This window comes from Natronococcus jeotgali DSM 18795 (assembly GCF_000337695.1).
Taxonomy (GTDB): Archaea; Halobacteriota; Halobacteria; order Halobacteriales; family Natrialbaceae; genus Natronococcus; species Natronococcus jeotgali.
On record NZ_AOIA01000158.1, the window covers coordinates 36,790 to 62,485 of the forward strand.

The 25,696-nt window shown below is 68.2% G+C and carries 24 protein-coding genes; 14 read left to right on the top strand and 10 right to left on the bottom strand.

Annotated elements, in window-relative coordinates:
• Positions 1 to 4: 4 nt before the first annotated feature.
• A complete protein-coding gene (locus C492_RS18820) occupies positions 5 to 3,541 on the bottom strand; it encodes a molybdopterin-dependent oxidoreductase (RefSeq protein WP_008426537.1) in 3,537 nt (1,178 codons plus the stop codon).
• Positions 3,542 to 3,860: 319 nt separating this feature from the next.
• The gene (locus tag C492_RS18825; protein WP_008426539.1) at positions 3,861 to 5,153 is read right to left on the bottom strand and encodes a P-loop NTPase; all 1,293 of its coding nucleotides are present in this window, start codon (positions 5,151 to 5,153) and stop codon (positions 3,861 to 3,863) included.
• 1,054 nt (positions 5,154 to 6,207) lie between these two features.
• Between C492_RS18825 and C492_RS18830 the strand changes: the two genes are divergently transcribed.
• On the top strand, positions 6,208 to 7,491 hold the full coding sequence (locus tag C492_RS18830; protein ID WP_008426541.1) for a Cdc6/Cdc18 family protein: 1,284 nt from the start codon (positions 6,208 to 6,210) through the stop codon (positions 7,489 to 7,491).
• A gap of 282 nt (positions 7,492 to 7,773) precedes the next feature.
• On the opposite strand, the gene gdhB is transcribed toward C492_RS18830, so the two are convergent.
• A complete protein-coding gene (gdhB, locus tag C492_RS18835; protein WP_008426543.1) occupies positions 7,774 to 9,048 on the bottom strand; it encodes a glutamate dehydrogenase GdhB in 1,275 nt (424 codons plus the stop codon).
• A gap of 320 nt (positions 9,049 to 9,368) precedes the next feature.
• Here gdhB and C492_RS18840 point away from each other — a divergent pair, with 320 nt between their 5' ends.
• Genes C492_RS18840 through C492_RS18850 form a run of 3 tightly spaced genes read left to right on the top strand, consistent with a single transcriptional unit; the run spans position 9,369 to position 11,253 of the window.
• Positions 9,369 to 9,827, top strand: coding sequence for a MaoC family dehydratase (locus C492_RS18840; RefSeq protein WP_008426545.1), 459 nt, complete (start codon positions 9,369 to 9,371; stop codon positions 9,825 to 9,827).
• A 2-nt stretch (positions 9,828 to 9,829) separates the two neighbouring features.
• The gene (locus tag C492_RS18845) at positions 9,830 to 10,603 is read left to right on the top strand and encodes a PH domain-containing protein (protein WP_008426546.1); all 774 of its coding nucleotides are present in this window, start codon (positions 9,830 to 9,832) and stop codon (positions 10,601 to 10,603) included.
• Positions 10,600 to 11,253: a PH domain-containing protein gene (locus C492_RS18850; protein WP_008426548.1), complete on the top strand. Its 654-nt coding sequence runs from the start codon at positions 10,600 to 10,602 to the stop codon at positions 11,251 to 11,253. Before C492_RS18845 ends, C492_RS18850 begins: the two co-directional genes overlap by 4 nt.
• A gap of 38 nt (positions 11,254 to 11,291) precedes the next feature.
• On the opposite strand, the gene C492_RS18855 is transcribed toward C492_RS18850, so the two are convergent.
• Positions 11,292 to 11,642 (bottom strand): DUF5658 family protein, encoded by a 351-nt coding sequence (locus tag C492_RS18855; RefSeq protein WP_008426550.1) that lies wholly within the window; start codon positions 11,640 to 11,642, stop codon positions 11,292 to 11,294.
• 193 nt (positions 11,643 to 11,835) lie between these two features.
• A complete protein-coding gene (locus tag C492_RS18860; RefSeq protein ID WP_008426552.1) occupies positions 11,836 to 13,614 on the bottom strand; it encodes an acyl-CoA carboxylase subunit beta in 1,779 nt (592 codons plus the stop codon).
• On the opposite strand from C492_RS18860, the gene C492_RS24305 reads away from it, so the two are divergent.
• From C492_RS24305 to C492_RS18870, 3 genes are all read left to right on the top strand, one after another.
• Complete coding sequence (locus C492_RS24305) at positions 13,613 to 13,786, top strand: hypothetical protein (protein WP_160167010.1); 174 nt, start codon at positions 13,613 to 13,615, stop codon at positions 13,784 to 13,786. The genes C492_RS18860 and C492_RS24305 overlap by 2 nt on opposite strands.
• A gap of 104 nt (positions 13,787 to 13,890) precedes the next feature.
• Positions 13,891 to 15,060 (top strand): hypothetical protein, encoded by a 1,170-nt coding sequence (locus tag C492_RS18865; RefSeq protein WP_008426554.1) that lies wholly within the window; start codon positions 13,891 to 13,893, stop codon positions 15,058 to 15,060.
• Between the two features lies 1 nt (position 15,061).
• Positions 15,062 to 15,328 carry a hypothetical protein gene (locus C492_RS18870; RefSeq protein WP_008426557.1) on the top strand — a complete coding sequence of 89 codons (267 nt, stop codon included), beginning with the start codon at positions 15,062 to 15,064 and terminating at the stop codon, positions 15,326 to 15,328.
• Positions 15,329 to 15,389: 61 nt separating this feature from the next.
• On the opposite strand, the gene C492_RS18875 is transcribed toward C492_RS18870, so the two are convergent.
• Both C492_RS18875 and C492_RS18880 read right to left on the bottom strand, forming a co-directional pair.
• Complete coding sequence (locus tag C492_RS18875; RefSeq protein ID WP_008426558.1) at positions 15,390 to 16,247, bottom strand: class 1 fructose-bisphosphatase; 858 nt, start codon at positions 16,245 to 16,247, stop codon at positions 15,390 to 15,392.
• Positions 16,244 to 17,032: a class I fructose-bisphosphate aldolase gene (locus tag C492_RS18880; protein ID WP_008426560.1), complete on the bottom strand. Its 789-nt coding sequence runs from the start codon at positions 17,030 to 17,032 to the stop codon at positions 16,244 to 16,246. The genes C492_RS18875 and C492_RS18880 overlap by 4 nt, the downstream gene beginning before the upstream one ends.
• 210 nt (positions 17,033 to 17,242) lie before the next feature.
• Between C492_RS18880 and C492_RS18885 the strand changes: the two genes are divergently transcribed.
• Both C492_RS18885 and C492_RS18890 read left to right on the top strand, forming a co-directional pair.
• Positions 17,243 to 18,097: a 3-hydroxyacyl-CoA dehydrogenase family protein gene (locus C492_RS18885; protein ID WP_008426563.1), complete on the top strand. Its 855-nt coding sequence runs from the start codon at positions 17,243 to 17,245 to the stop codon at positions 18,095 to 18,097.
• A gap of 63 nt (positions 18,098 to 18,160) precedes the next feature.
• Positions 18,161 to 18,592 (top strand): hypothetical protein, encoded by a 432-nt coding sequence (locus tag C492_RS18890; RefSeq protein WP_008426566.1) that lies wholly within the window; start codon positions 18,161 to 18,163, stop codon positions 18,590 to 18,592.
• Here the strand turns inward: C492_RS18890 and C492_RS18895 are convergent.
• Positions 18,589 to 19,635 (bottom strand): phytoene/squalene synthase family protein, encoded by a 1,047-nt coding sequence (locus C492_RS18895; RefSeq protein ID WP_008426568.1) that lies wholly within the window; start codon positions 19,633 to 19,635, stop codon positions 18,589 to 18,591. The two genes, C492_RS18890 and C492_RS18895, sit on opposite strands and share 4 nt — an antisense overlap.
• Positions 19,636 to 19,798: 163 nt before the next feature.
• On the opposite strand from C492_RS18895, the gene C492_RS18900 reads away from it, so the two are divergent.
• Positions 19,799 to 20,434 carry an SDR family oxidoreductase gene (locus tag C492_RS18900; RefSeq protein WP_008426570.1) on the top strand — a complete coding sequence of 212 codons (636 nt, stop codon included), beginning with the start codon at positions 19,799 to 19,801 and terminating at the stop codon, positions 20,432 to 20,434.
• Positions 20,435 to 20,522: 88 nt separating this feature from the next.
• On the top strand, positions 20,523 to 21,668 hold the full coding sequence (locus tag C492_RS18905; RefSeq protein WP_008426571.1) for an acyl-CoA dehydrogenase: 1,146 nt from the start codon (positions 20,523 to 20,525) through the stop codon (positions 21,666 to 21,668).
• Positions 21,669 to 21,686: 18 nt separating this feature from the next.
• On the opposite strand, the gene C492_RS18910 is transcribed toward C492_RS18905, so the two are convergent.
• Together C492_RS18910 and C492_RS18915 are read right to left on the bottom strand one after the other, a co-directional pair.
• Positions 21,687 to 21,971 (bottom strand): helix-turn-helix transcriptional regulator, encoded by a 285-nt coding sequence (locus C492_RS18910; protein ID WP_008426573.1) that lies wholly within the window; start codon positions 21,969 to 21,971, stop codon positions 21,687 to 21,689.
• Positions 21,972 to 22,002: 31 nt separating this feature from the next.
• Complete coding sequence (locus tag C492_RS18915; protein WP_008426575.1) at positions 22,003 to 22,917, bottom strand: DUF3267 domain-containing protein; 915 nt, start codon at positions 22,915 to 22,917, stop codon at positions 22,003 to 22,005.
• Positions 22,918 to 22,996: 79 nt separating this feature from the next.
• Between C492_RS18915 and C492_RS18920 the strand changes: the two genes are divergently transcribed.
• From C492_RS18920 to C492_RS18930, 3 genes are all read left to right on the top strand, one after another.
• Complete coding sequence (locus C492_RS18920; protein WP_008426577.1) at positions 22,997 to 23,293, top strand: DUF7111 family protein; 297 nt, start codon at positions 22,997 to 22,999, stop codon at positions 23,291 to 23,293.
• A 138-nt stretch (positions 23,294 to 23,431) separates the two neighbouring features.
• Entirely contained in the window at positions 23,432 to 24,862 is a 1,431-nt protein-coding gene (locus C492_RS18925; protein WP_008426580.1) for a heme o synthase, read from the top strand.
• Positions 24,863 to 24,912: 50 nt separating this feature from the next.
• A complete protein-coding gene (locus C492_RS18930) occupies positions 24,913 to 25,560 on the top strand; it encodes a DsbA family protein (protein WP_008426582.1) in 648 nt (215 codons plus the stop codon).
• The last annotated feature ends 136 nt before the right edge of the window (positions 25,561 to 25,696 follow it).

A 25,696-nucleotide genomic window follows, 5' to 3' on the forward strand; every position in this document is an offset into this window, starting at 1 on the left:
TGTGTTAGTCGTCGGAAGTCGTCACGTAGTTGCCGCCCAGGTACTCTTCCATCGTCTCGTCCTCGTTGGTCGGTCTGATGCCGCGGTCGACGGGCTCCCAGTCGCCCTCGCCCTCGAGGCCGCCGTCTTCGGCCTTCTCGATCCTGACGAACGACTCCTTGGGCGCCCCGTTGGCGGCGTGGACGTCGGGCTCGAAGCCGACGTCCATGTTCTGTCCGAGCATGTCCTTGCGGGGCATCGAGTCGGTCATCCAGGTGCGACGCAGCCAGGTCGTCGTCATCGACTGGTGGCCGCCGCTGCGGTACATCGACGCGTAGTTCGTGTCCTCGGCTTTGGCCTTCCCGTCGTCGCGCTCCTGCTGGGCCGCGTAGGTCTTGTGGGAGGTCTGGGAGACGTTCATCCAGCTGCGGGTCACCCCCTGCGGGAGGCTGGGCTGGTACCGGATCCGCATCAGCGCCCGGGTGTAGTCGTCGTCCTCGTCGTCGGGGTCGTACTCCGGGTACGGTCGGTCGGACGGGTCGGCGTCGACCCACACGTAGTCGCCGTCCTGCAGTTCCTCCTCGCGGGCGTCGGCGGGGTTCATCTCGACGTACCCCTCGCCGATGTAGGGCTTGCGCTGGTCGAAGGATCCCCGGAGACCCGCGTGGCGGCTCATGTCCCCGTAGTTACTCCACCAGACCGCGATGTTCGGCAGGTCGCTGCCGAAGGTGTGGGTCCCGTGGCGGTACTTCGGCGTCATGTAGACGTAGTTGTAGCCGTCCTCGAGGTCGGTCAGCGGGTGGGTCGTGTCGACCAGTTCCGACGGCGACCGAACCACGTTGCGGACCTGTCGGTCGCTGGTGTCGCGGGCCTTCGCCTCGCTGTCCCAGCCCCGGTCTTCTGGCGTCTGGGGCGCGACGACCGGGCTGTCGCTGTCGTCGACGATGGCGTTTGGCTCGTACGGCGTCGCGTCCATCGGTTCCCGGTGTAGCGGGATGTGCTCGCCGGCCTCGGCGAACTCCTCCTCCTCGCGGAAGAACTCGAGCCGACCCGTCTTCGTGTACCAGGGCTGGGAGTCCTGGGTCTGCTCGTTGCCGACGTGTTTGGGGTAGGTCCGGGTCATGATGATCGCCGGCGTCCCCTCGCGGGCGTCCTCGAGCAGGTTCTCGACGTCGTAGCCCTTGACCGCGTTCGAGTGGTCGAGGATGCGCTGGAGGTAGGGCTTGGCTCTGTACTCGTCCTCGTCGACGAACGCCCAGTAGTCCGCGAAGCGGTCGTCGCCGGTGAGCTCCGCGAGCTGCTCGGCGACGCCCTTGTAGTGTTGGGCGTCGTTGAGCGTGTTGTAGATCCGATCCAGCTCCGTCTCGGGCATCGTCGTGATAAAGGGGTTCGTGACCGAGGCAGTGATGTCGTGGACGTGGTGTTCGGCCCACGAGTCCGCCGGGAAGACGATGTCGGAGTACTCGCAGGTCATCGACCACCACCACTCGTTGGTGAAGAACGCCTCGATCTTCCCGTTGCGCAGCATCTGCTCGATGATCTTGTAGGTCCCCTTCGCGTTGCCGAGGATGGAGTTCGACCCCGACACCCAGATGGACTTCGTGGGCGTGTGCATGTGGGTGTCGCCCTGGAAGTACTCGCCGTCGACCTTCAGCGGCTTGTCGAGGTTCGTATAGAAGTGCGCCGAGTGGGCGTCCCAGCGCTTGTCGGTCCGGGCCGGCTGGTCGGGGTCGAGCTCGACGTCGAACGGGTCCTCGTGGGCGTACTGGCCGACGCCGTTGAAGTAGGCCATCCGGTAGTTCCCGGAGTAGGAGCCGACGTTCCCGGTCTGATAGCCGACGTTGCGCGTCAGCGACGCCAGCAGGAACGCGGCGCGCCCGTGCTGGTCGGCGTTCGCGTAGTGGTTCGGGCCCATCCCGGTCAGCAGCATCGTGCTCTCTTTGTTGTCGGCGAAGTCGGTAGCCAGGTTCTCGACGGCCTCCGGAGCGGTGCCCGTGACCTCGGCGGTCGACTCGAGGTCCCAGGTTCCGACGAGGTACTCCTTGATGAGGTCGAAGACCGTCCGCACCGCGACGGTCTCGCCGTCGGCGAGCTCGACCTCGAACTCGCCCTCGATGGTTGCGGACACGTCGAAGTCGTCGCCGATGTCGTCGCGCGTGATCGCTTCGAAGGCGTCGCCCTCCGCGTCGTGGACGACGAAGTCGCCCCACTCGCGGCGCAGTTCCTCGGTGATGACCTGCTCGTCGATGTCGGTCACGTCGACGCCGGGGCGGTCGGCCTCGTCGCCGACGGCGTCGGTCTTCTCGAGGTCGGCGGGCTCGTAGTCCGGGAAGACGTCGCTGGCCCGCAGGAGTTCGTTGTCGTCCATCCGGACCAGCAGCGGGAGGTCCGTGTGTTTCCGGACGTACTCCTCGTCGTACAGCTCCTGCTCGATGATGACCCGCGCGGCGCCGAGGAACAGCGCCGAGTCGGTCGCGGGCCGAACCGTGATCAGCTCGTCGCACTTCGAGGCCGTGGCGTTGTAGTCGGTGAAGATGCCGGTGAGTTTCGACCCCTTGAGCTTGGCCTCGGTCAGCCAGTGGCAGTCGGCCATCTTCGAGGTCAGGTAGTTGACGCCGTCGAGGACGATGTGGTCGGCGTACTCGATGCTCGCGAGGTCGAAGTCGACCGTCTGCTGGCCGGTGACCATCGTGTGGCCCGGCGGCAGGTCGGTGTGGAACGAGTAGTTGTCGAGCCCCATCGCGCCCAGGGCCTCGTCCTCCGAGACGTCGCGGACGTAGTTGTCCAGAAGCGCCATCGAGTTGGCGTTGCGGTACTGGCCGAACAGCTTGATGACGCCCAGAAGCGGCATCCCGCCGCGGAACTTCATCGTCCGGACGCCGGCGCCCTGGGTCTCCTCGACCACGCGCTCGTCGTAGTCCTGCTCGAGCAGCCGCTGCATCCCGCTGTCGCCGCTGTACTGCTCGGCGATCTCGAGGAACGCGCGGGCGGCGTACTCGTGGGCCTCGTCCTGGGAGACCTCGACGAAGTCGTCCTCGCCGCGTTGAGCGTACTCTTCGGGCATCGAGCCGTCGTCGTCCCGCGGGAAGCCGTCGTCGACCCACTGCATGAACCCCTCGCGAACCATCGGCGCGTGGACGCGACGCTCGCCGTAGAAGCGTTCGACCATCGCCAGTCCCTTGTTACAGACGCGGGGATCCCAGCGCTGGCTCGCCTGGTTGCCCTCGAGGTCGGTCGCCTCGCCGTAGTTCATCGACGGGCCGAGACGGGTGATCTGGCCGTTCTTGATCGAGGCCTCGAGGTAGCAGTTGTGGGTGTCGTTGGGCGTACACGTGAGCATGTAGGAGTCGTCGGGCTCCCACACGTTCCGGTAGTGTTCCTCCCAGTCCCGGTTCGGGTACTCCTCGAGGGGGTTCATCGGCCCCTCGTCCGTCGTTTCGTCCGCGTCGTCCGAGAGCCGCCGGTAACCCAGCAGGCCGAGCCCGGACGCGCCGGCGACCCCGGCCGCCGCGGCGCCGAGCTCGCGGCGGGTCATCTCGAGGCCGGCGTCGTCCTCAGCCATGGTACCACCCGGCCAGCGCCGCTCGGAGCGAGCCGGCGGACGGTACGGTCGTCTTCCAACGCGGCTGCCGCCCCGCGGGTTCCGAGTGTTGGTGCTCCATACACGAGACCGTTGGGTAGCGACTCCTTAACCGGACGCGGCCGTTCCCAGCGAACGGGGACGAACGGCTCCGAAACCTCGGTATAGCGGGTGATTTATAAGGAGATGAGACACCGATCGAAACCGGTCGAAAAACGACTCCGAACGGTCGACGGTCCGCCGACGGGGGTCGACGACGGGAGGTCCGGCTGGGGGCGCCGACGGGGGTCGACGACGGCGATCAGGCCGGGGACGCCGAGCGCGCGAGGGACTCGGTCTCGAGCTCGAGGAGCCAGCCTTCCTGTCCGAGGTCCGTAACGTCCGAGCGCTCGAGGCGGTTCCCGTCGGCGGTCAGCGCCGATTCGGTCGAGTCGATCAGCTCCTCGGGATCGTGCCGGCACAGCAGGGAGACGTCGCCGTCGGCGGCCGCCAGCTCCGTGACCGCCTGTCGTCTGCAGGTCGCGGGCGGGAGTCCCCGCAGATCGATCGCGGCCTCGGGCGCGCGACTCCCGCCGCGGCCGGCGACGAACGAGGCGACGGTCTCGCCGAGGTCCGCGATCGCCCGCTCGCCGGGGGAGCCGTCCTCGGCGAACGAACACGCCGTCGGCGTCCGGAGCGCGGGGTCGAAGGGGACGGGATCGATCGACGCGGCCGCGTCCTCGTTGATCGCGTCCTCGAGCTCGCGCCCGTCGCCGTCGTAGGGCGACGGCTCCGTTCCCGTCCCGGTCATGTTCGGGACGACGCCGATCGTCTCGACGTCGTTGGCGGTAAACAGCGCGCCGGTTCGCTCGGTCGCCCGAACGCCGGCGTCGGTCGGCGTGCTGACGAGCAAGGCGCCGTCGAGGGGCGCCTGCTGGACGATCGTGTAGACGGCGTCGCCGATCCCCGGCGGGAGGTCGACCAGGAGGACGTCCCTGTCGTCCCAGGTCGCGTCCCCGAGGAGGTCCTTGAGAACGTCGTGGACCATCGCGCCGCGCCAGGCGACGGGGCCGTCCTCGGCGATCAGATCGAGGCTGACGACCTCGATCCCGTCGGCGTCGACCGGCTGCGGTCGCCCCGAGGGCGTGTTCCGGACCGGGCCCTCCGCGTTCAGCAGGTCGGGAACGTCGGGTGCGTAGACGTTGGCGTCGAAGACCGCCACCTCGAGTCCGGACGCGTCGAGCGCCCGCGCGAGCGCGGCGGTGATCGTCGTCTTGCCGACCCCGCCTTTCGCGCTCCCGATCGCGATCAGGGAGTCGACTCCCGTCACGGGAAGGCCGCTCTCGGGGGCCTCGGCGTCGGCCGCCTCGATCCGGACGTGATCGATCCCCTCGGTAGCGAGGCCCGCTCCGCGGAGCTGATCCGAGAGCCGCTCGCTCAGCCGTCGATCGAGGCGATCGAAAACGACCGTGAACGTGACGACCCCGTCCTCGACGGAGACGTCCTCGAGCAACTGTTCGCCGACCGGGTCGCCGTCGGCTACCCGTACCTCCCGGGTTCTGTCGACGACTGCGCGTTTGATCTCGTCGTCCGACCGCGGTGTCTCGTCCGTCATGAGCGTGTGTTCGGTGCGGACGGTATTTCCCCCGGCGTCTCTTCCCACGGGCTGGGAAGACGACGGCGGACGGGTTCGGTCCCGTCGTCCGGACGGCAGTAGACGTACCGTCGCGGCCCCCGGTCCCCTCGTTCAGAGTGTAACGGCTCGAGCGGGAAACCGGGAGGGTACGACGGTTCACTCTGAATCGGGTGTGTACCCTCCCCCACCCCCGATTCAGAGTGAAAGCGGCTTCGAAGGTGTCCCCCTCCCCGGGGGGCGACGATACGGGTCGTGTCCGCTCGAGGGACGGCTTCTCGGCCGGAACGGCCACGCTCGAGCCGTCTCGAGGCGGCTCTGGTCGATCGACCGATCGAACCAGGAGGATCGAAGATACACCACTCCCTCAAATTCGTTCAGGATAGGTAACATCTAGATGGGTAGATATCTAGATAGATATAGTTCCTAACTAGATCCACACTAGACGTTACTCGAGCAGCTGCAATAATAACCTCTACCAAAAAATATAATACTAACTAGCAGGCTTCGTCTGGAGCGAGTAGTGATAGTAGTATATACAGTATTAGGAGATAGAAGTACTAGGAGATAGAGAGTACTAACTAGGATATCTAACTAGATATAACATCTATTCAGATAGATAGAGGTAGCCCAACAGAGAGGAGTGGTACTGCTAGGTCTTCTCGTGACAATTGCTGTCTCGTCCCTTCGTTCGCCGACCTGCTCCACTCCACCCTCTTCGTTCACCGACTCACTTCACTCCGCCCTCTTTGTTCGCCGACCCCTCCACTCCGCTCCACCCCCACCCCCACTCTCTCGAGCCGTTTCACTCTGAACGAGGGGTGGGGGTGGGGTGAGGAAGGCCGACTCGGGATGCGGGAAAACGCGAACGAGTCCGGGTGCAGGAACGAGTCCGGGTGCAGTTCAGTCTGCACGCGGCCTCCGCACCTCTCTTATCGACTCTCCGGAAATACGCCGGTTCAACGCCGCTCGAGGCTCGTTATCAGTCTGATCCACCTTCCATAGTTTTATTAGACGACTCTCCAAGGACAGCAACATGACCGAACAGGCCGGTGGAGACCCCCTCTTCCAGTCGCAGGATCCGATCTTCGATCGGAAGGAACTCCTGCACGTCGGCCACGTTCCCGACGAGGACCGGATCGTCGGTCGCGACGACGAGATCCAGTCGGTCGCCTCCGAAATCGGGGCGATCACCCGGGGCGACCCGCCGAACAACGTGATGATCTACGGCAAAACGGGGACCGGGAAGAGTCTCATCTCCCGCCACGTCGCGACGCGGGCCCGGGACGCCGCCGAGGAAAACGAGATCGACTGCGGCGTCCTCTACGTCGACTGCTCGGAGGCCAACACCGAGACGCGAGCGACTCGCCAGCTGGCGCTCAGCCTCGCCGACCAGACCAGCTACGACGATCACATCCCCGTCCGCGGGGTCGGAACCATGGAGTACTACCAGCACATCTGGTCGGTGCTCGAGCGGTTTTTCGACTCGGTGATCGTGATCCTCGACGAGATCGACAAGCTCGACAACAGCAACATCCTGATGCAGCTCTCGCGGGCCCGCGAGGCCCGCAAGACCGACGCCTACATCGGCGTCATCGGCATTTCGAACAAGGTCCAGTACCGCGAGACCTTAGACGAGCGCATCGACAGCAGCTTCGGCCACCGCGAGCTGTTCTTTCACCCCTACGACGCGGCCCAGCTCCGGGAGATCATGCGGAACCGGCAGGACGCCTTCCAGCCCGACGTGCTCGAGGACGGAACGATCGAGCTCTGTGCGGCGCTGGCGGCGAAGAAACACGGCGACGCGCGCAAGGCGATCGAGATCCTCAAGGAAGCCGGCGAGCTCGCCCGGCGGACCGCCTCGGAGGCAGTCTCCGAGCGACACATCAAGCAGGCCCAGGAGGTTGCCGAGATCAACCGGATCGAGGAACTCACCAGCGGAGCGACCGCTCACGCGAAACTGGCGCTGTACGCGCTGGCGAGCTGTATCGTTACGGGCGATCGCGAGACATACAAGACCCGCGAGATCTACGAGCGCTACGCCGACATCTGCGAACTGGTCGCGACCGATCCGATCACCGAGAACGGGCTCTACCGTCAGCTCAAGGAGCAGGCGTTCCTGGGCGTCATCGAATCCGAGAAGACCGGCGGCGGCCGCTCCCAGGGGAGTTACCTCCTCCACCGGCTCGTGACCGATCCGAAACACATCGTCAAGGCCGTCCGCCGGGACGACTCCCTCGGGGAGCTGCCGCCCTACGACACGCTCGCCGACAGCGGAGAGTCGGCTCGCGGTCGGGTCGACCTCTCGACGTTCTCCTGATATCTTCTCACGACTTCAGTCGTGGGCGTTCTCCTCGAACCACTCTCCCCCCTCGCTCGAGGAGGGGCGGGGGAGGGGGACGTCGTTCGCGACCGTTTCACTCTGAACGAGGGGTGTGGGTCCGGGACACGCCCGGCGGCGAGTCGGTCGGGGATTTCCGCCGTTCGTCGGCGGTTCGTCGCCGCTTTCGGTCCAACGGCGTCGATTTCGGTCCGACGCTGCCTTGCGACTCGACGACCGCGGCCGACTGTCCCCACACGGCTATTGCGGCCGACCGCCTCGCTACGGCCACAGACCGCGGGCGTCGTGAGCCTCCGAAATCCGCGAGAGCGCGACCAGATAAGTGGCGTCTCGCCAGGTCACGTCGCGGGCGTCGTACTCTCCGCGGACGGACTCCCAGGCCCGGAGCATCTCGGTCTCGAGTTCCTCGTGGACTCGCTCTAAGCTCCAGGCGCGGCGGTTGATGTCCTGAAGCCACTCGAAGTACGAGACGGTGACGCCGCCGGCGTTGGCGAGGATGTCGGGGATCACGGCGACGCCCTGATCCTCGAAGACCTGGTCGGCGGCCGAGGTCGTCGGGCCGTTCGCGCCCTCGACGATCATGTCCGCCTGGACGTTCCTGGCGTTCTCGGCGGTCAACACGTTGCCGACCGCGGCCGGGATCAGCACGTCGACGTCGAGCTCGAGCAGCTCCGCGTTCGTGAGTTTCTCGGGGGCGTCGTAGGTCGAAACCATCCCCGGCGTCTCGTCGTGGTCCTCGACGTCGTTCGTGTCGAACCCGTCGGGGTCGTAGATCGCGCCGTCGACGTCCGAGACCGCGACGATCGTCGCGCCGCGCTCGTCGAGGTAGCGGGCCGCGTTGGCGCCGACGCTCCCGAATCCCTGGACCGCGACCGTCGTGTCCTCGATCTCCCGGTCGTAGTAGTCGAGTGCCTCCCGCGTGACGATCCCGACGCTGCGTCCGGGGGCTTTCTCGCGTCCCTTCGAACCGCCGATGACGGGCGGTTTCCCGGTGACGACGCCCGGCGTCGTTTCGCCGACCTGCATCGAGTAGGAGTCCATGAACCACGCCATCGTCTGGGGATCGGTCCCCATGTCGGGGGCGGGGATGTCCTTCATCGGTCCGATGACGGGTCGGAGCTCCTCGGCGAACCGACGGGTGAGCCGCTCCTTCTCGTCCCGGCTCAGCTCCTTGGGATCGACGATGACGCCGCCTTTCGCGCCGCCGAAGGGGAGATCCATCACGGCGCACTTCCAGGTCATCCACATCGAGAGCCCGACGCACTCGTCCTCGGTGACGCCGGGGTGGTAGCGCAGCCCGCCCTTGTACGGGCCGCGAACGCTGTCGTGGTGAGCCCGGTAGCCCGTGAACATCTCGGTGGTGCCGTCGTCGCGCTCGAGCGGAACCGTCACCCGGTAGACGTCGGTCGGGTAACGGAGTCGCTCGACGACGCCGTCGTCGACGTCGAGGTGGGCGGCCGCGCGCTCGAGCTGACGGCGGGCGGTTTCGACGGCGCTCTCCGGTTCGGGTTCAGTTGTGGGTTCGGCTGTGGTCATTGTGGGGGCGCTGCACCGGCCGACGCGGCCGACGTCGCCGTCGCCGATTCGGTCCGGCGCAGGTCTAGGTCCGATCGCTCGTCGCGTCGCACAATAGTCCTTGTTACTTCGGCCGGATTCGAACAATACTTGCGACCCGCACGCGCGGCCCCGCATCGCTCGACCGTCCGCGTCGAGTCGCCCTCGAAACAGCGGGGCGGCGGGACGTCGGGAGATCTCGAGATCCGGAGACGCGTCGCGGCTGCGACGCGGCGCCTCGGGATCCGGAGACGCCCCGAAATCTCGACGCGTTTTTGTGCGCTCTCGTGGAGGTCGAACGCGTGACGGGACTGTACTACGAGGAGTTCGAGGTCGGCGAGACGATCGAGCACGAGCGCCGACGGACGATCTCCGAGAGCGACAACCAGCGCTTTTGCGATATGACGATGAACCAACAGCCCCTGCACCTCGACGCCGAGTTCGCGGCCGAGACGCAGTTCGGCGATCGGCTGGTCAACGGCCTCTACACGATGTCGCTGGCGGTCGGGATCTCGATCCCGGAGACGACCGACGGAACGATCGTCGCGAACCTCTCCTACGACGACGTCGAACACCCCCAACCGGTGTTCCACGGCGACACGATCCGGGTGCAGTCGACGGTGACCGACAAGCGCGAGACCAGCGACGGCGACCGCGGGGTCGTCACCATGCGCGTCGAGGCGTTCAACCAGGACGACGACCTCGTCTGCGAGTTCGACCGCACCGTCCTCTCGCTGAAACGCGACGCGGAGGCGGAGTGAGGATGTCGGCCTCCGGTGGCGCGGCCCCCGAGCGCGACCTCGAGTGGCTCTCGCTGGAGGACGACGAGGAGATCCGCTGGGTCGGCGGTCCCGACCGCCGCACGCTGGTTCCGACGCTGGCGATCGGGATCCCCCTCTCGCTCGTGCTGATCGGGATCCCGATCATCGTCGGCGAGTACCTCCGCGTTCGCAACACGGTCTACGTGATCACCGACGCCGCCGTCTACCGAAAGACGGGGGTGCTCTCGCGGGACGTCAAGCGAATCGACCACGAGAAGGTTCAGGACATCTCTTACAGCCAGTCGGCGCTGGGCTCCGCGTTCGGCTACGGCACCGTCGAACTCACGACCGCGGGCGGCGCCGGCGTCGAGATGGCGTTCCGATCGGTCGCCGACCCCCGGACGGTCCAGCAGCGCATCAGCGAACGGGTCGCGAGCCACCGCGAGCCGGAGCCGGGCGAGAGCGACGTCCTCGAGGATATCCTCGCCGAGCTGCGGGCGATCCGCGCGATCCTCGAGGACTCGAGCGGGCGCGGCGACGCTCCGACGGTCGCGGGCGAGCGGTTGTCCGATTCGACTTCGAAGCCCGTGCGCGAATCGGACCCCGAACCGGAACGGCGGTCCCCCGTTCGCAGGGAACGGCCGCCCGACGATTCCGCGGCACCGACTGCGGAGAGCGAGTCCGAGACGAACCCGCTCGAGGACGGCCCGAGCGAGGATCCGACCGAGGGACAGTCCGACGACCGCTCGTCCGACGGCGACCGTTCGCGGCGATGACGACCGACCGCGTTCGATCGGACACCGAACCCGCTGCCGACCGCGATCCCGACGCGAAGGCCGATCCCGAAGCGTCGACGACTCGGGCGCGAGTCGATCCCTGGCTGGCGCTCGAGGACGGCGAGCGGGTCCGGTGGTGCGGTCGCCCGCGGGTCCAGACCGTGTACCCGCGGCTCGCGATCGCTGCCCTCGGCATGGCCGCGGTCGCCGCCGGAATCGCCCTCGAGCTGATCCCGCTTGTGACGCTACTCTCCCTTCCGGCGTTCGCGGCGCTGCCGCTGTGGCGCTACGTCGGGATCGCCAGGACGACCTACGCGATCACCGACCGTCGGGTGGCGGTCAGGCGGGGCGTCCTCGGCGTCTCGGTGCGCGCGGTCGCCCTCGAGCGCGTCCAGAACACGACCGTTACACAGGGGGCGATCGACAGGGCGATCGGCGCCGGAACGGTCGCGATCGAGACCGCCAGCGGATCGACGATCGCGTTCCGTTCGATCGACGATCCCCTCGCGGTTCGGACCGAACTCGAGCGCGCCGCGGCCGGCGTCGCGTCCCGGAAGGGTTCCGGATCGAGAGCGCGGTGGGCGGCGATCCGGGACGCGGTTCGAGGCTGGCGAACGGCCCTCGAAGAGACGGACGAACGGCGTCAGTAACGGAGACGCGACCCCGTCGCGATCCGCGAGAACGGAGCTCAGACGATCCGCGAGATCGTATAGAGGTTGATCCCGACCGCGACTGCCCAGGGGAGCGCGAGCCCGGCGGGGACGATGGCGCGGTACGCGCTCGGGAGGAGGGGACGACAGGCGAGGCCGACGCCGACGGCGGCCCCCTTCAGTCCGAGCATTCCGATCAATCCGTGGCTGTAGATCACGCTCCTGGCGAGCGGGTTCGACTCGGCCAGTCCGATCCGGAGTCCGACGAACGTCGTGACGACGTCGCCGACCAGCGAGAGGACGACGAGCACCCACAGCGCCCGCTCGAGCGCCCGCGACGTCGTCTCCTCGGGCAGCCACCCGTCGGCCCGCCCCTCGTCGAAACCCATGAGGCTCCCGACCGGAGTCGAACCGGTCCCGAACCCGCGGGAGCGTGCGTTTCGCTCTCGAGCGCGAGCGGTTTTGTTATGGGAGCGATAGCGATCGGATAGGCGGCTGCTAAACGGTTGCCGATCCCGAACGCCGCCGCCCCTCGAGGGCCTGTCGGCGAGGGACTACGCCGTCGGCGACCGCAGCGGCCGACTACAGGACGGTTCCGTGCTTCTTGTCGGGGAGGTCCTTCTCGAGGCCCTCGTAGAACGCGAAGCGGGCCGACAGCTCCTCGCGGAGCGTGCTCGGCGGGACGATCTCGTCGATGACGACCTCGCTGGCCATCCGGTGAACGTCGATGTCCTCGCGGTAGGCCTCGCGCAGCTCCCGCTCGCGGCGCTCGCGCTCCTCGGGGTCGTCGATCTCCGAGAGCTTTCGCGCGTAGACGGCGTTGATCGCCGCCTCGGGGCCCATGATCGCGATCTCGCCGGACGGCAGTCCGATCACGCTCTCGGGGTCGTAGGCGGGCCCGCCCATCGCGTAGATTCCGGCGCCGTAGGCCTTGCGGACGACGACGGTCTGTTTCGGCACCGTCGCCGACGAGGTCGCGTAGATCATCTTCTTTCCCTGCTCCAAGATGCCCTCCTTCTCGACCTGCGAGCCGGCCATGAAGCCGGGCGTGTCACAGAGGTAGAGCAGGGGAATGTCGAAGGCGTCGGACTTCCAGATGAACTCCGCGGCCTTCTCGGCCGCGTCGGGGAAGATCGCTCCCGCGCGGTGGGCCGGCTGGTTCGCCACGATCCCGACGGGGCGGCCGTCGATCCGGGCGTAGGCGGTGACGATCTCCTCGCCGTAATCGGGTCGTAACTCGAAGTAGGATCCCTCGTCGACGACCCGATCGATGACGTCGGTCATGTCGTACCCCTTGTTCGGCTCCTGGGGAACGATCGCGTCGATCCCCTCCGGCGACGCGGCCGGTGGCTTCGGCTCCTGTTTCGGCGGCTTCTCGTCGGCGCTGTCGGGCAGGTAGGTGATCAGCTGGGCGACGAGCTCGCGGGCGTGTTCCTCGTCGCGGGCGACCAGATCCGCCGACCCCGACTCGCGGGCGTGGACCGCGGGTCCGCCGAGTTCCTCGAGGTCGATGTCCTCGCCGGTGACCATCCGCACCATCCGCGGGGAGGCGATCGCCATCGCGGACATCCCCTCGACCATGATCGTGAAGTCGGCGAAGACGGGCGTGTAGGCGGCCCCGGCGATACAGGGGCCGTAGAGCACGCAGATCTGGGGCACCCGTCCCGAGAGCATCGAGTGGTTGTAGTAGTACTTCCCGATCCCCTCGCGGTTGGCGAAAAAGCCGGTCTGCTGGTCGATCCGCCCGCCCGAGGAGTCCATCAGGTAGAGGACGGGCCGGCCGGTCTTCAGGGCTCGCTGTTGCATCCGGAGGAACTTCTCGACGCCCTTGGCGGCCATGCTGCCCCGTTTGACGGTGTAGTCGTTGGCCATGAAGTGGACGTCCCGTCCCTCGAACTCCGCGGCGCCCGTGATGAGCCCGTCCGCGGGCAGTCGGTCGTCGGTCTCCTCGTCGGCGTCGGCCCCGCGGGGGTGCCAGTCGTCGAACGCCGCGAACTTCCCGTCCTCGAACAGCAGGTTGCCGTCCTCGCCGCCGAACCACAGGTCGAGCCGATCGCGGACGAACAGCTTCTCGCCGTCCTCGAGTTGCTCGCGGTACTTCTTCGGCCCGCCCTCGAGGATGTCCTCGATCTCCTCCCACAGCAGTTCCTCGCGGTCGGTCGGACCGAGCGACTCGGCGTGGCGGCCGTCCGTCGATCGATCCGCGGTCGGCTCGGATTCCGACGGTTCCTCGTGGGTCGCTGCCGGTTCGTCCCCGTCGCCGACGTACACCTCGACATCGTTCCCGACGTGCTCGGCCAGCGCGGCCGCGATCGCGGCCGCCTCGTCGTCGTCGGCCGCCGCGGCGATACGAACTTTCATGACAAAAATTGCGGCGGGGGGTCCCAAAACCGTTTTCCCTCGCGGGCGCCGGGATCCGAGCGAGGAGGTCGTCGAACGCGAGGCGGTCGTGGGATCGCCGTCGTCCCGAAGCCCGACCGCCAGCGAGGCCGAAACCGGCGTCGCACCTGCAGGCAAAACCGGTATGCTCTAATTCGTCCAACCGGGTAGTGAGTGCCGACCCACGGGAGTACGTGAAGATTAGCTATAGCGGCCCGAGGGGTACGACGGAGAGCCAGCGCTCGAGAGATCCGTAGCATGTCCGATGCGACCCGACGTTCCGCGGCGCGGCTCGCTTCGATCCGCGACCGGGTGGAGAGCGGAATGGACCGACGCGAGTTCGTTCGAACCCTCGTCACCGGCGGGTACGCGATCGGGATGGCCCGGCTCCTCGGGGTCGAGGACTTCCTCGCGGCCGACGACGGCGAAGTCCCGGTCGTCACCGCGCTCGTCCGACGCGATCCCGCCGATCCGTGGTCCCTCGAGGAGCGCACGGCGTACGTCCCCGCCGACTGGTACGCGGCCGTCGAGAAGGCGATCGAACTCAACGACCGCCTCTCCCGGGCGGCCTTCACCGGCTACCTCGGCAGCGCGGTCGTCCCCGACCCCTACGACGAGGGCGGCGCGGCGGTCTCGGTCGGCGTCTCCGGCGACCTCGACTCGGTCCGGGAGACGATCGGCGAGATCGCAGACGACGTGTCGCTGGATCTCCGCACCGTCCTCGACGTCGACTCGCTCGAGGACGATTCCGACCACTACCGGCCGCGGATGGTCGAGTCGGTCACCGACAGCCGCGTTCCCGCCGGCGTCGCCTGCGAGACGGCCTCGAGCCTCGCGACGCTCGGCCCGGCCGTGTTCGACCCCGAGGACCGACGGCAGTACTTCGTGACCGCGGACCACGCCTTCGACGACGAGCGGAGCGACGCCGACGCGTCGCTGTCGTTGCCCGTCTCGACCGAGGCGCCCGTCGAACTCGGGTCGGTCAGACGCGCCCACCCGGTCGAGGACATCGCCCTCGTCGAACCGGGCGGCAGCCTCTCCCCGTCGACGTGGATCGACGCGCCCGAACCGGTTCGGATTCGCGGCCAGCTCACGCGCTGGGGGCTCGCCGACCTCGTCGCCCGGGGCGAGGACCTCGAGAAGGTCGGCGCGCTGACGGGCCACACGACGGGTCGCGTGCAGGGGTTCGACGCGGTGACCTGTTTTACCGAGGAGTTCTGTCGGCGCGGCCAGATCCGCTGGGGCGGCGAGATGGACCTGACCGACGGCGACAGCGGCTCGGTCAGCTACTACGCCGATCCCGAGGGCGGGGAACGGGACGTTCTCATCGCCGGATTCAACAACGCGCGCACTTGGTGGCCCGGCCAGAACTACGTCTGGGGAGTCGCCGCCTACCGGGTCACCGAGCAGCACGGTTATCACTTCTGAGATGGAACCCGATACCACGCACGAACCAGCGACGTCAGACGACCGCTCCCGACCGCGCCGCGCCCTCGCCAGCCTCGCCGCGGCCGTCGGCGTCGGCACCCGCATCGCCCTCGACGCGCTCGTCGTCGGCATCTGGGTCCTGTTCCTGACGCTGCTGTTTCTCTCGACGAACTGGCCGCGGTGGCTGTTCTACGCGCTCTTGCTCGGCGGGGTCGGACTCTACGTGCAGTTCACCGCCTGGTGGGGCGGGTCGACGGCCGAGTCCTGACCTCGTCGACGTGGACGCGTCGCTCCCGCCCCAGTGGGCGACGAAAAACGGCGGCGTCCGCTTACTCGAGGGCGTCCTCGAGGCGGTCGATCAGCTCGTCGTTGCCGACGTGGACGGGCACTCGGTCGTGGAGGTCGTCGGGTTCGACCTCGAGGATCGACTGGGTGCCGTCCGAGGAGCTGCCGCCGGCCGCTTCGACGAGGTACGCGATCGGGTTCCCCTCGAACTGCAGGCGGAGCTTGCCGCGGGGGGCGTCCTCGAGGGCGGGGTAGGCGAAGATCCCGCCGTAGGTGAGCACCTGGTTGACGTCGCCGATCATCGCGCCGCCGTAGCGGAGCTTGAGCGAGTCGTCGGACTCGACCTCCCGGGTGAAGGCTTCGAACGCCTCGGACCAGTCGGGGACCCGGCCGCCGAAGCCGTAGACGAGCGGATCGTCGGGGAGGGTGATACCGTCGTCGACGAGGCTGCGCTCGTCGCCCGCGAGCTCGTACTTCCGGACGGTTCCGTCTCGGGCGCAAGCCATCGTCGTGATCGGTCCGTAGAGAATCCAGCCCGAGGCGACGAGGGCGGTTCCCGGCGCGGGCAGGGGCTCGTCGTAGATTCCGAACACCGTCCCCATCGTGTTGTTCGACTTGAGGTTCGAGGAGCCGTCGAGGGGGTCGACGGCGACCGAGAGGCCGTCGTCGCCGCAGTCGACCGTCTCCTGCCGTTCCTCGCTTCCGTACTGGCGGACGCCGTCGATCGACGAGATGCGGTCGGCGAGCAGTTCGTCGGCGTAGACGTCGGCCTCGGCCTGGGTCTCCCCGCTGGGATTTTCCGCGTCGGCGTCCTCCCGGCGGCCGACGAGGCCCCGCCTGATCTCGGTCGCCGACTGCGCGATTACCTCGATCACCTCGTCGACGGGGTCGCCGTCCGTCATTCCTCGAGGGCGGCGTCGGCGGTCTCCTCCTCGTAGATGACCTTCTCGAGGGCGTCGAGGAGCCGGGTGGGGTCCTCGCGCTGCCAGACGTTGCGGCCGACGGCCAGCCCCGTCGCGCCGGCGTTGATCGCGGCCTCGACCGTCGAGAGGAACTCGTAATCGGAGGTCTTCGAGCCGCCGCTCATGACGACCTTCATGTCGCCGGCCGCCCTGCAGGCGTGTTCCATCGCCTCGGGGCTGCCGGGGTACTTGACCTTCGCGATGTCGGCGCCGAGCTCGAGGCCGAGACGGGTCGCGTAGGAGATGGTGCTCGGCTTGGTGTCGTTTTTGAGCCCCTGGCCGCGCGGGTACGACCACATGACGACGGGCAGGTCGTGCTCGCGGGCGGCCTCCTGGACCTCGCGGAACTCCTCGGCCATCTCGACCTCGTGGTTCGAGCCGCCGTAGAGGGTGAAGCCGACGGCGTCGGCGCCGATCTCGGCCGCGTAGTCGACCGAGCAGTTCACCGCGGAGTCGTACTCGCCCATCCAGAGGTTCGAGGTACCGTTTACCTTCAACAGGAGGTTGACGTCGTCCTCGTAGCTGGGGTAGTAGCCCTCGGCGATCCCCTTCTGGACGGCCATCGCGGTTACCGCGTCGTGGGTCGCCGTCTCGAACACCGTCGACGGATCGAGCTTCTCCGGGACGTCCTCGAAGTCGACCGGGCCGTGCTCGAGGCCGTGGTCCATCGCGAGGATCAGTGACTTGCCGTCGCGAACGATCGGAGCGTCGTCGATCGGAATCATCTGTTAGTCGGTCCACCGCGTCGCTATATATCTCTGGTGGTCTGCGTGATATAAATTACCTACAACCGTAGTAAGGCCTGCCCTGGTCCGTCTAGCGACCGCGTTTTCGGGGACCCGGACCTCTCGGATCCGAGAGCCGTTCGGCGAGCGGACGCCGAATTTACACGGTCGATCGGCACGTTTACGGCGCCGATCGGCGAAGGCGGCCGTATGGTACGCGACCAGATCGATCGGATCGGCGTCGTCGGCGCGGGAACGATGGGCAGCGGGATCGCGCAGGTCGCCGCGACGACCGGTTACGACGTCGTGCTCCGGGACATCGAGCGGGAGTTCGTCGAGAGCGGCTTCGAGACGATCGCGGACAGCCTCGGCCGCCTCGAGAGCCGCGACGCCCTCGAGGAGGATCCCGAGCGGATCCGCGGGCGGATCGAGGGGACGACCGCCATCGACGAACTCGGCGACTGCGACCTCGTCGTCGAGGCCGCCCTCGAGGAGATGGATGTCAAACGGGAGATCTTCGCGGAACTGGAGCGAGTCTGCGACGAGGACGTGTTGCTCGCGACGAACACGAGCACGCTCTCGATCACGACGATCGCCTCCGAACTCGACCGCCCGGAGCGGGTGATCGGCCTGCACTTCATGAACCCCGTCCCGATCATGGAGGGCGTCGAGGTCGTCGTCGGCGAGAAGACGACCGACGACGCGACCGAACTGGCCCACGACCTCGCCGAGAAGCTGGACAAGACGACCTGGGAGTCCGACGACAAACCCGGGTTCGTCACGAACCGCATCCTGATGCCCTGGATCAACGAGGGGATCCGGGCCTACGACGAGGGCGTCGCGACGAAGGAGGACATCGACGCGGGGATGGAGCTGGGGACGAACGTCCCGATGGGACCGCTCACCCTGGCCGATCACATCGGCCTCGACATCTGTCTGCACGCCTCCGAGACCCTCCACGAGGAGCTGGGCGATCGGTACAAACCGGCCTACCTGCTCAAGCGCAAGGTCGAGGCCGGCGACCTCGGGAAGAAGACGGGCGAGGGGTTCTACGAGTACGACTAGCCGAGCCGTCGCGAGCCGAATGCGGACGGCAGCTTTTTCGCGATCCGCGAGAACGTACGGCCGATGTCCAGCTACAGCCGTCGACGGCTCCTCGGAGCGAGCGCGTCCGGCGGCGGGACGTTCCTCGCGGGCGGGTACGCCTGGAACCGGTACCGCAGGCGCGATCACCTCAGATTTCGCCCGCTCGAGGCCGTCAACGAGTCGACTGCGGTCGTCACCCTCGAGCTCGTCGTCGACGGCAACGGGATCGAGGCCGAGCGGACGGTCCGACTGGAGCCGGCCGGCGGGGACGCGAGGTCGCGGCTTCCGGGACGGTGGACGGAGACGCCGACGACCTGGACCGTTCGCGCCGAGTACGGGGAGGAAACGCTCGAGATCGGGGCCAGTACGATCACCGAGCGCCTCGCGGACGCGAACTGGGGGGCGGACTGTGCACACGTTACGATCGCCGTGACGGCGATCGGCGGGCTCGACGCGCGGATCCGTTCCTGCTAGTGGTGAAGCGGCTTCTCGGACATCTCCCGGCGGAGCTCTCTGAGCTGGGCTCGGGAGACGCCCTCCTCGAACCGCTGGATGACGGCGAACACCTCCGCCCGGGAGATCTTCACGTCGCCCTCGCGGACGACGTCCTCGGGTCGGTTTCGGAGCTCGCGCATCGTCCCGACTGCGAGCAGGTAGGGAATCGCCCACGCCGAGAGCCGGTTGCCGTGGCGCTCGGGAACGACCTCGAGGTAGCGGTGGGCGTCGTCGAGGTACTGCTCGGCGCGACCGGTCACCCGCTGGATGACGTTGGTGACGCCGCGCTGGTTGTCCGCTGCGGTCACGGCCTCGGCGTCGACGTTCTCCTCTGCCAGCCACTCTTCGGGGAGGTAGACGTTGTTCTCCTCGCGGTAGTCGTCCTCGACGTCCTTGGCGATGTTGACCAGCTGTAAGAGAAGAGCGAAGGAGCGGGCGTTCTTGCGCATCTCGTCGGCCCGGTCGGGCGAGGCGCTGCGGGCGACCAGCCCCGTGATCAGCGTGCCGACGGTGCCGGCGGCGTACCAGCAGTACTCCTCGAGTTCCTCCAAGGTCTGGAGGCGCAGGCCGCCCTCCTCGGCGTACCGGTCCGTGAACATGGCCATCCCGTCGACGAGTTCGCGAACGGGTTCGCGCATGATCTCGCGGGGCTCCTCCTCGAGGGCTTCGAAGGCTCGCAGGACGCGGGGCGTCTCGGCGACGACCTCCCAGTCGGCGTCGCGGTCCTCGGGGATCCAGGGCTCGACGTCGGCCATGAACGCCTCGACCTCGAGGGGGTCGGCCGGATCGAGCAGGCGATCGTACGCGTTCAGCAGTTCGGTCTGGGTCTCGGGCGGAACGTGACCCGCGTCCTCGATCGTGTCGGCGACTCGACACAGGAGGTAGCCGAGGCAGATGTGTCTCGCCATCGGCTCGTCGAGGCGATCGATCGTGATCGAGAAGGTCCGCGAGACCCCGTGCACCGCCTCGTAGCACCACTCGAGGTCGGTACCGAGGTTTGTTTCAGGCTGGCCCGTTGTCATCTACTCGATATCCTTTCGTTTTCATCCCGGAAAAGCGCCGCGGTCGCGGCGCGTTGTTCCGTTTGGGACGTCCCGACGAACCGACCGTTCCGGTTCGAGCGCCCGTCCGGTTCCGGCGTCCAGCGGACCAACAGTTACCCGTCTCGATCGCCAAGTCGGGACGATGACCGTACTGATCGCGGGATCTCACGGACAGGTCGGCCAGCACGTCACGGAACGCCTCGCCGAGAGCGACCGCGAGGTTCGGGCGATGGTTCGGGACGACTCCCAGGTCGAGGAGATGGAGCGAACGGGCGCCACGGCGGCGGTCGCGGACCTGACCGACTCGGTCGACCACGCCGTCGAGGGCTGTGACGCCGTCGTCTTCGCGGCCGGTTCGGGCGGCGAGGACGTCTCCGGCGTCGACCGGGACGGCGCGATCCGATTGATCGACGCCGCGACCGAGGCGGGCGCCGACCGGTTCGTGATGCTCAGCTCGATGGGCGCCGACGATCCCGAGGCCGGACCCGAACCGCTCCGGGACTACCTCGTGGCGAAGGCCGAGGCCGACGAGTACCTCCGGGAGAGTCCCCTCGAGCACACGATCGTTCGCCCGGGCGAGTTGACGAACGAGCCCGGTACCGGCGAGATCCGGGTCGGCTCCGATCTCGAGCTGGGCTCGGGCGATATCCCGCGCGAGGACGTCGCCGCGGTGCTGGTCGCCGCACTCGAGCGCGACGCCCTGATCGGGGAGACGTTCGAGCTCCTGGCCGGCGAGGAGCCGATCGAGCGCGCCCTCGAGCGGGTCGACTCGAGCTGACGGACCCGCGACCGGGCCGTGCGGCGAGACCGACCGGGACGGTCGGTCAAGAGACAATCATAAATAATCAACCTCGCAATACTCGCGTATGGAGTTCGCACTCTCGGCCGAGCAGCGCCAGATTCGGGATATGGTCTCGGAGTTCGTCGACGAGGAGGTCGTCCCCGTCGCGAGCGAGATCGATCACGACGACGAGTTCCCCGCCGACCTCGTCGACGAGATGGCCGATCTGGGCCTGATGGGGATGCCGTTCCCCGAGGAGTACGGCGGCGCCGGACTGGACTACCACTCCTACGCGATCGGCCTCGAGGAGATCTCGCGGGGTTCGGGCGGGCTCGGAACCGTCGTCGCCGCCCACACCTCGCTGGCGGGCAACATGCTCTACGAGTTCGGCGACGACGCCCAGAAGGAGGCGTACCTGACGCCGCTGGCCGAGGGTCGCGACGTCGGCGCGTTCGCGCTCTCGGAGGCCGGTGCGGGCAGCGACGTCCCCGCGATGGAGACGACCGCAACGAAAGAGGGCGACGAGTACGTTCTCGAGGGCGGCAAGCTCTGGATCTCGAACGGCTCGGTCGCCGACACCGTCACCGTCTTCGCCAAGACCGACCCCGACGCGGGCAACAAGGGAATCTCCTCGTTCGTCGTCCGCCCCGAGGAGGACGACGGGTTCATCGTCGAAGGTACCGAGGAGAAACTCGGCGACAAGGGCTGTCCCACGGCCGAACTGCGCTTCGACGACCTCCGGCTCCCCGAAGACCGCCTGCTCGGCGCGGAGGGCGAGGGGTTCGTCCAGGCGCTGAAGACCCTCAATGGGGGGCGGATCACCATCGCGGCCCGCGGGGTCGGCATCGCCCGCGCGGCCCTAGACGAGGCCCGCGACTACGCCAACGAGCGCGAGCAGTTCGACCAGCCCATCGGCGAGTTCCAGTCGATCAAACACAAGCTCGCGGACATGGACACGAAGATCCAGGCCGCGAAGCTGCTGATGCACAAGGCCGCCGACCGGAAGATCCGCGGCGAGGACTACATCAAGGCCTCGGCCCAGGCCAAGCTCTACGCCTCCGAGGTAAGCCGCGAGGTGGCAAACGAGGGGATCCAGATCCACGGCGGCTACGGCTACACCAAGGACTTCCCGGCCGAGCGGTTCTACCGCGACGCCAAGTTGAACGAGATCTACGAAGGCACGAGCGAGGTGCTGCGCAACACGATCGGCGACCAGGTCCTCGAGGAGTAGCCCCCGACGGCGGGACGCCTACGACGATTCTCCGAGACAGTCTCGCACCCACTGGCCGTGTTCGCGGACCCGCTTCTCGCCCGCGTCGGTCAGCCCGTAGACGTCGTGGAGCCCCTCCGTTCGCTTCTCGACGAACCCGGCCTCGACCAGCGCCGACAGCGAGCCGTAGAACGACCTCGGCTCGATGCGGTCGTCGTAGTGGGCCTCGAGGCGGGACTTGAGTTGCTGGCCGCGCAGTTCGTCCTCGGCGGCGAGCAGGAAACAGAGATCCCGACGGCGGCCGCTCCGGAGCCACTTGCTCATACCGACCCGTCGGCGCGCGGTCGCTCGAGCGTTACGGTTTCGCGAGCGCGTCCCGAACCGCGCCCAGCAGCGCCCAGGCGAGCCCGCCCCCGGTCGCCAGCGCCGCGAGGGGCGGGACGCCGACCTCGAGGACGACCGCGGTGGCGTGTAGCTCGTGGCGAAACACGGTCCACCCGTCGACGGCGACGACGACGGTCCCCGTGCCGACCGCCAGGGAGCGAACGACCAGCCCGCCCAGAAGCGCCGCGAGCGCGACGGTCGTCCCCGTGGCGCCCGCGAGGATCCTCGAGAGGGCGGCGGCGCCGGGTCGGCGCTCGAGCCCGTCGGGGGCGTAGATGCCGAAGCCGCGGGCGGTCGGCTGCGGGTGATCGCCGACCCGGACGCCGGGCGGATACCGAACGAGCGCGAGCGCCATCCAGAGGTCGCCGACCGAGCCCGCGGCGTTGACCGAAAGCGGGACGAGCCAGACCGGCGACGGGTGGATCACCATGGCGACCGTTCCAGCGGCGGTCACGACCGCGAGGGGGGCGAGCAGCACGACGAGTAACTGGTTTCGCTCGTAGCTCGCCGGGCCGCCTCGAGCGTAGGCGTAGGGGACAAACGCGGCGACGCCGACCCCGTACGACGGGGAATCGCCGTAGCGGCTCATGAACGCCCCGTGGAGGAGTTCGTGGACGCCGACCGCGACCAGTCCCAGTCCGATCGCGCCCAGCAGGAGGCCGCGGTTCGACAGCGTCCGAGCCGTGAGGACGATCGGCTCGAGGGGGGCCCCGCGAACCGCCGCGAGGACGAGGGCGAACGCGTAGGCCGAGGCGAACGCGGCGACGACCGAGACGAGAACCAGTCCGACGGCGACCGAGCGGGTGAGCCGAACCGTTTCGGTCGGCTCCTCGGGGACGGACTCCCGGTCGATCCCGTTCGGCGTCGCGTCTGACACGCCCGCCACTCTCGCGAGTAGGACGAAAGGGGTGTCGGTCGCCGACGAAACCGACAGCTTCCCGGTGGTCGACCCACCAGAGCCAGGTATGACCGACGGAGACCGAACCGCCGAAGCCGACGGGATCGCGGCCAGCTACGAGGAGATCGACGGGGAACGGCGCCTCTCGTTCGAGCGGGTCGACGCCGACTCCGGCGCCGCGACCGCGGCCGTCGCCCAGAACCTCGAGGGGTACGCGATGCTGAAGGTGCGGCCGACGCCAGAGGGCGACGAGCTCGAACGCTACTACGGGTTCGACATGGCGCTGGATCACGTCGGCGAACTGCTGGGCGTCCCGCCGCACGAGCTCCCGGTTCCGGACGCGGCCGCGGACATGGGGATGTAAGCGTCGCGTCGCCGTCGCCCTCGAGGGCCGCCGGAGGTGTTCGGCTCCGTCGCTGTACGCCCCGGACGGGGGGAACCGCGAGCGGGAAAAGCGGGAACCCTAAATACGCCGAGTCGAACGGTGTAGACGAGAGTAGCCGTGGCAACCGATCCGTTCCCTCGTCCGATTCGAACGCGTCGTCGCTTCTCAGCACTGCTTGCAGCGACCGCGCTCGGCGTCTACCTGCTGTTGATCATCGGTGCCACGACCTCGATCACGAACGCGGCCACGGCGTGTTCGACGTGGCCGACGTGTCACGCTCCCGTCGACCCCCTGAGCCAGACCGATCTGGCCATCGCCTGGGGACACCGGCTCGCCGCCGTCGTCGTCGGCCTGCTCGTGGCCGCGTCGGCGGTCGCCGCCCTGTTCGGATCGGCCTCGAGGGGCGTCACGGCCGCCCTGCTCGGCGGCGTTGCCCTCTACGTCGTTCAGGTCGGTGTCGGCGCCGCGACCGCGACGCTGGGTCCGGCCGCGGTCGTCCCCGGTCTCCACCTCGCGCTGGGAATCGCGATCTTCGCGGCCGTCGTCCTCGCGCTCGCCCGGGACCTCGAGCTGGCGACCGGCAGCGACGACGACGTCATGGCGACTCCGGACCCGATCGACCCCGAACCGACCCCCGAGGGCGGCCGAACGCTGCCCTCGGGGCGGCTCGCCCGCGCCCGACTCACCGCGTTCGCCTATTTCAAAATGATGAAACCGCGGCTGATGTGGCTGCTCTGTCTCGTCGCCGCAGCGGGGATGGCTCTGGCGGCCGGCCCCGCGCTCGACGCCGCAACGATCGTCGCCACGCTCGGCGGCGGCGTCCTCGCGATCGGTGCCTCGGGCACGTTCAACCACGTCCTCGAGCGCGACGTCGACCAGCGGATGTCCCGCACCGCGGACCGACCGCTCGCGACCGAACTGATCCCGGTTCGCAACGCCCTGTTGTTCGGCCTCTTCCTCTCGGCCGCGTCGATGGCCGTCTTCCTGACGATCAACGCGCTGGCGGCCGCCCTCGGACTCGCCGCGATCCTGTTCTACAGCGTCGTCTACACGCTGTTGCTCAAGCCCAACACGGTTCAGAACACGGTCATCGGCGGCGCCGCGGGGGCGCTCCCGGCGCTGATCGGCTGGGCCGCCGTCACCAACGAGATCGGCGTTCCGGGACTCGCGCTCGCGGGCGTGATCTTCCTCTGGACGCCGGCGCACTTCTACAACCTCGCGCTGGCGTACAAGGACGACTACGCCCGCGGCGGATTCCCGATGATGCCGGTGGTCCGTGGCGAGACCGAGACCCGCAAACACATCGTCTACTACATCGCAGCGACGCTGGTCGGGACCGTGGCGCTGGCCTGGATCTCCGGGCTCGGCGCGCTCTACGCGGCGACGGTCGTCGTCTTCGGCGGCATCTTCCTCTGGGCCGCCGTCGTCCTCCACTTCGAGCAGACCGAGGCCGCGGCGTTTCGGTCGTTCCACGCCTCGAACGCCTTCCTCGGGGCCGTGCTGGTCGCGATCCTCGTCGACGCGCTCGTGGTGACCGCGCCGTTCTGAGCGGGCGGAAGCGTCACCGATAACACGGCCCGATCCCTACGCTCGAGCGAATGAACCGTCGCTCCGTTCTCACGCTCACCGCCGCCGGCGCGTCGGCCGCGCTGGCCGGCTGCGCGGCGCTGTTCGACGCGTCGCTTCCCGACGCCCTCGCGGACGTCGACCCCGACCCCGACCAGCTCCCGACGCCGACGATCGGGTCGGGCGGCGTGTCGATCGACGTCTACGAGGACTTCGCCTGCCCCCACTGCCGCGACTTCGAGGCCGACGTCGTTCCCGAACTCGAGGAGCGGGTGCTCGATCCCGGGACGGCGAGCTACCGCCACCGCGATTTCGTGCTTCCGGCCGACGAGAACCGCTCGGTCCCGATGGCCAACGCCGCCAGAGCGGTCCAGGCGGCGACCGGTACCGACGACGAACCGACGGGCCAGTTTTTCAGCTACAAGCGCGCGGTTATGGAGGCGGGAACGCCCGACGACGAGGAGCTGGCCGCCATCGCCGAGGAGACGATCGGCATCGACCCGTCGGTCGTCGCGGACGCCCTCGAGGAGAACACCTACTACCCGACGCTGGCCGCCGAGTGGGAGGCCGCGAACGGGGAGGGAATCGACCGCACGCCGACGGTCGTCGTCGACGGCGAGTCCGTCGAGGATCCGCTCGACGCCGACGGGATCGTGGCGGCGGTCGAAGACGCGCGATAGAGCTATCGGCGGTCGGCCCCGCCGCTGACGACCCGCTCCGTCTCGTCCGTTCCCGGATCGACGCTAGCGCCGTCGGGGTCGCGAGGGCTCGAGCGACTCGAGGCGACCGATCGGAGACGCCCCCGACGATAGTCCG

Coding starts and splice junctions, on each gene's coding strand:
- C492_RS18820 (WP_008426537.1), bottom strand. CDS start 3,541: ATGGCTGAGGACGACGCCGGCCTCGAGATGACCCGCCGCGAGCTCGGC.
- C492_RS18825 (WP_008426539.1), bottom strand. CDS start 5,153: ATGACGGACGAGACACCGCGGTCGGACGACGAGATCAAACGCGCAGTC.
- C492_RS18830 (WP_008426541.1), top strand. CDS start 6,208: ATGACCGAACAGGCCGGTGGAGACCCCCTCTTCCAGTCGCAGGATCCG.
- gdhB (WP_008426543.1), bottom strand. CDS start 9,048: ATGACCACAGCCGAACCCACAACTGAACCCGAACCGGAGAGCGCCGTC.
- C492_RS18845 (WP_008426546.1), top strand. CDS start 9,830: ATGTCGGCCTCCGGTGGCGCGGCCCCCGAGCGCGACCTCGAGTGGCTC.
- C492_RS18850 (WP_008426548.1), top strand. CDS start 10,600: ATGACGACCGACCGCGTTCGATCGGACACCGAACCCGCTGCCGACCGC.
- C492_RS18855 (WP_008426550.1), bottom strand. CDS start 11,642: ATGGGTTTCGACGAGGGGCGGGCCGACGGGTGGCTGCCCGAGGAGACG.
- C492_RS24305 (WP_160167010.1), top strand. CDS start 13,613: ATGACAAAAATTGCGGCGGGGGGTCCCAAAACCGTTTTCCCTCGCGGG.
- C492_RS18860 (WP_008426552.1), bottom strand. CDS start 13,614: ATGAAAGTTCGTATCGCCGCGGCGGCCGACGACGACGAGGCGGCCGCG.
- C492_RS18865 (WP_008426554.1), top strand. CDS start 13,891: ATGTCCGATGCGACCCGACGTTCCGCGGCGCGGCTCGCTTCGATCCGC.
- C492_RS18870 (WP_008426557.1), top strand. CDS start 15,062: ATGGAACCCGATACCACGCACGAACCAGCGACGTCAGACGACCGCTCC.
- C492_RS18875 (WP_008426558.1), bottom strand. CDS start 16,247: ATGACGGACGGCGACCCCGTCGACGAGGTGATCGAGGTAATCGCGCAG.
- C492_RS18880 (WP_008426560.1), bottom strand. CDS start 17,032: ATGATTCCGATCGACGACGCTCCGATCGTTCGCGACGGCAAGTCACTG.
- C492_RS18885 (WP_008426563.1), top strand. CDS start 17,243: ATGGTACGCGACCAGATCGATCGGATCGGCGTCGTCGGCGCGGGAACG.
- C492_RS18890 (WP_008426566.1), top strand. CDS start 18,161: ATGTCCAGCTACAGCCGTCGACGGCTCCTCGGAGCGAGCGCGTCCGGC.
- C492_RS18895 (WP_008426568.1), bottom strand. CDS start 19,635: ATGACAACGGGCCAGCCTGAAACAAACCTCGGTACCGACCTCGAGTGG.
- C492_RS18900 (WP_008426570.1), top strand. CDS start 19,799: ATGACCGTACTGATCGCGGGATCTCACGGACAGGTCGGCCAGCACGTC.
- C492_RS18905 (WP_008426571.1), top strand. CDS start 20,523: ATGGAGTTCGCACTCTCGGCCGAGCAGCGCCAGATTCGGGATATGGTC.
- C492_RS18910 (WP_008426573.1), bottom strand. CDS start 21,971: ATGAGCAAGTGGCTCCGGAGCGGCCGCCGTCGGGATCTCTGTTTCCTG.
- C492_RS18920 (WP_008426577.1), top strand. CDS start 22,997: ATGACCGACGGAGACCGAACCGCCGAAGCCGACGGGATCGCGGCCAGC.
- C492_RS18930 (WP_008426582.1), top strand. CDS start 24,913: ATGAACCGTCGCTCCGTTCTCACGCTCACCGCCGCCGGCGCGTCGGCC.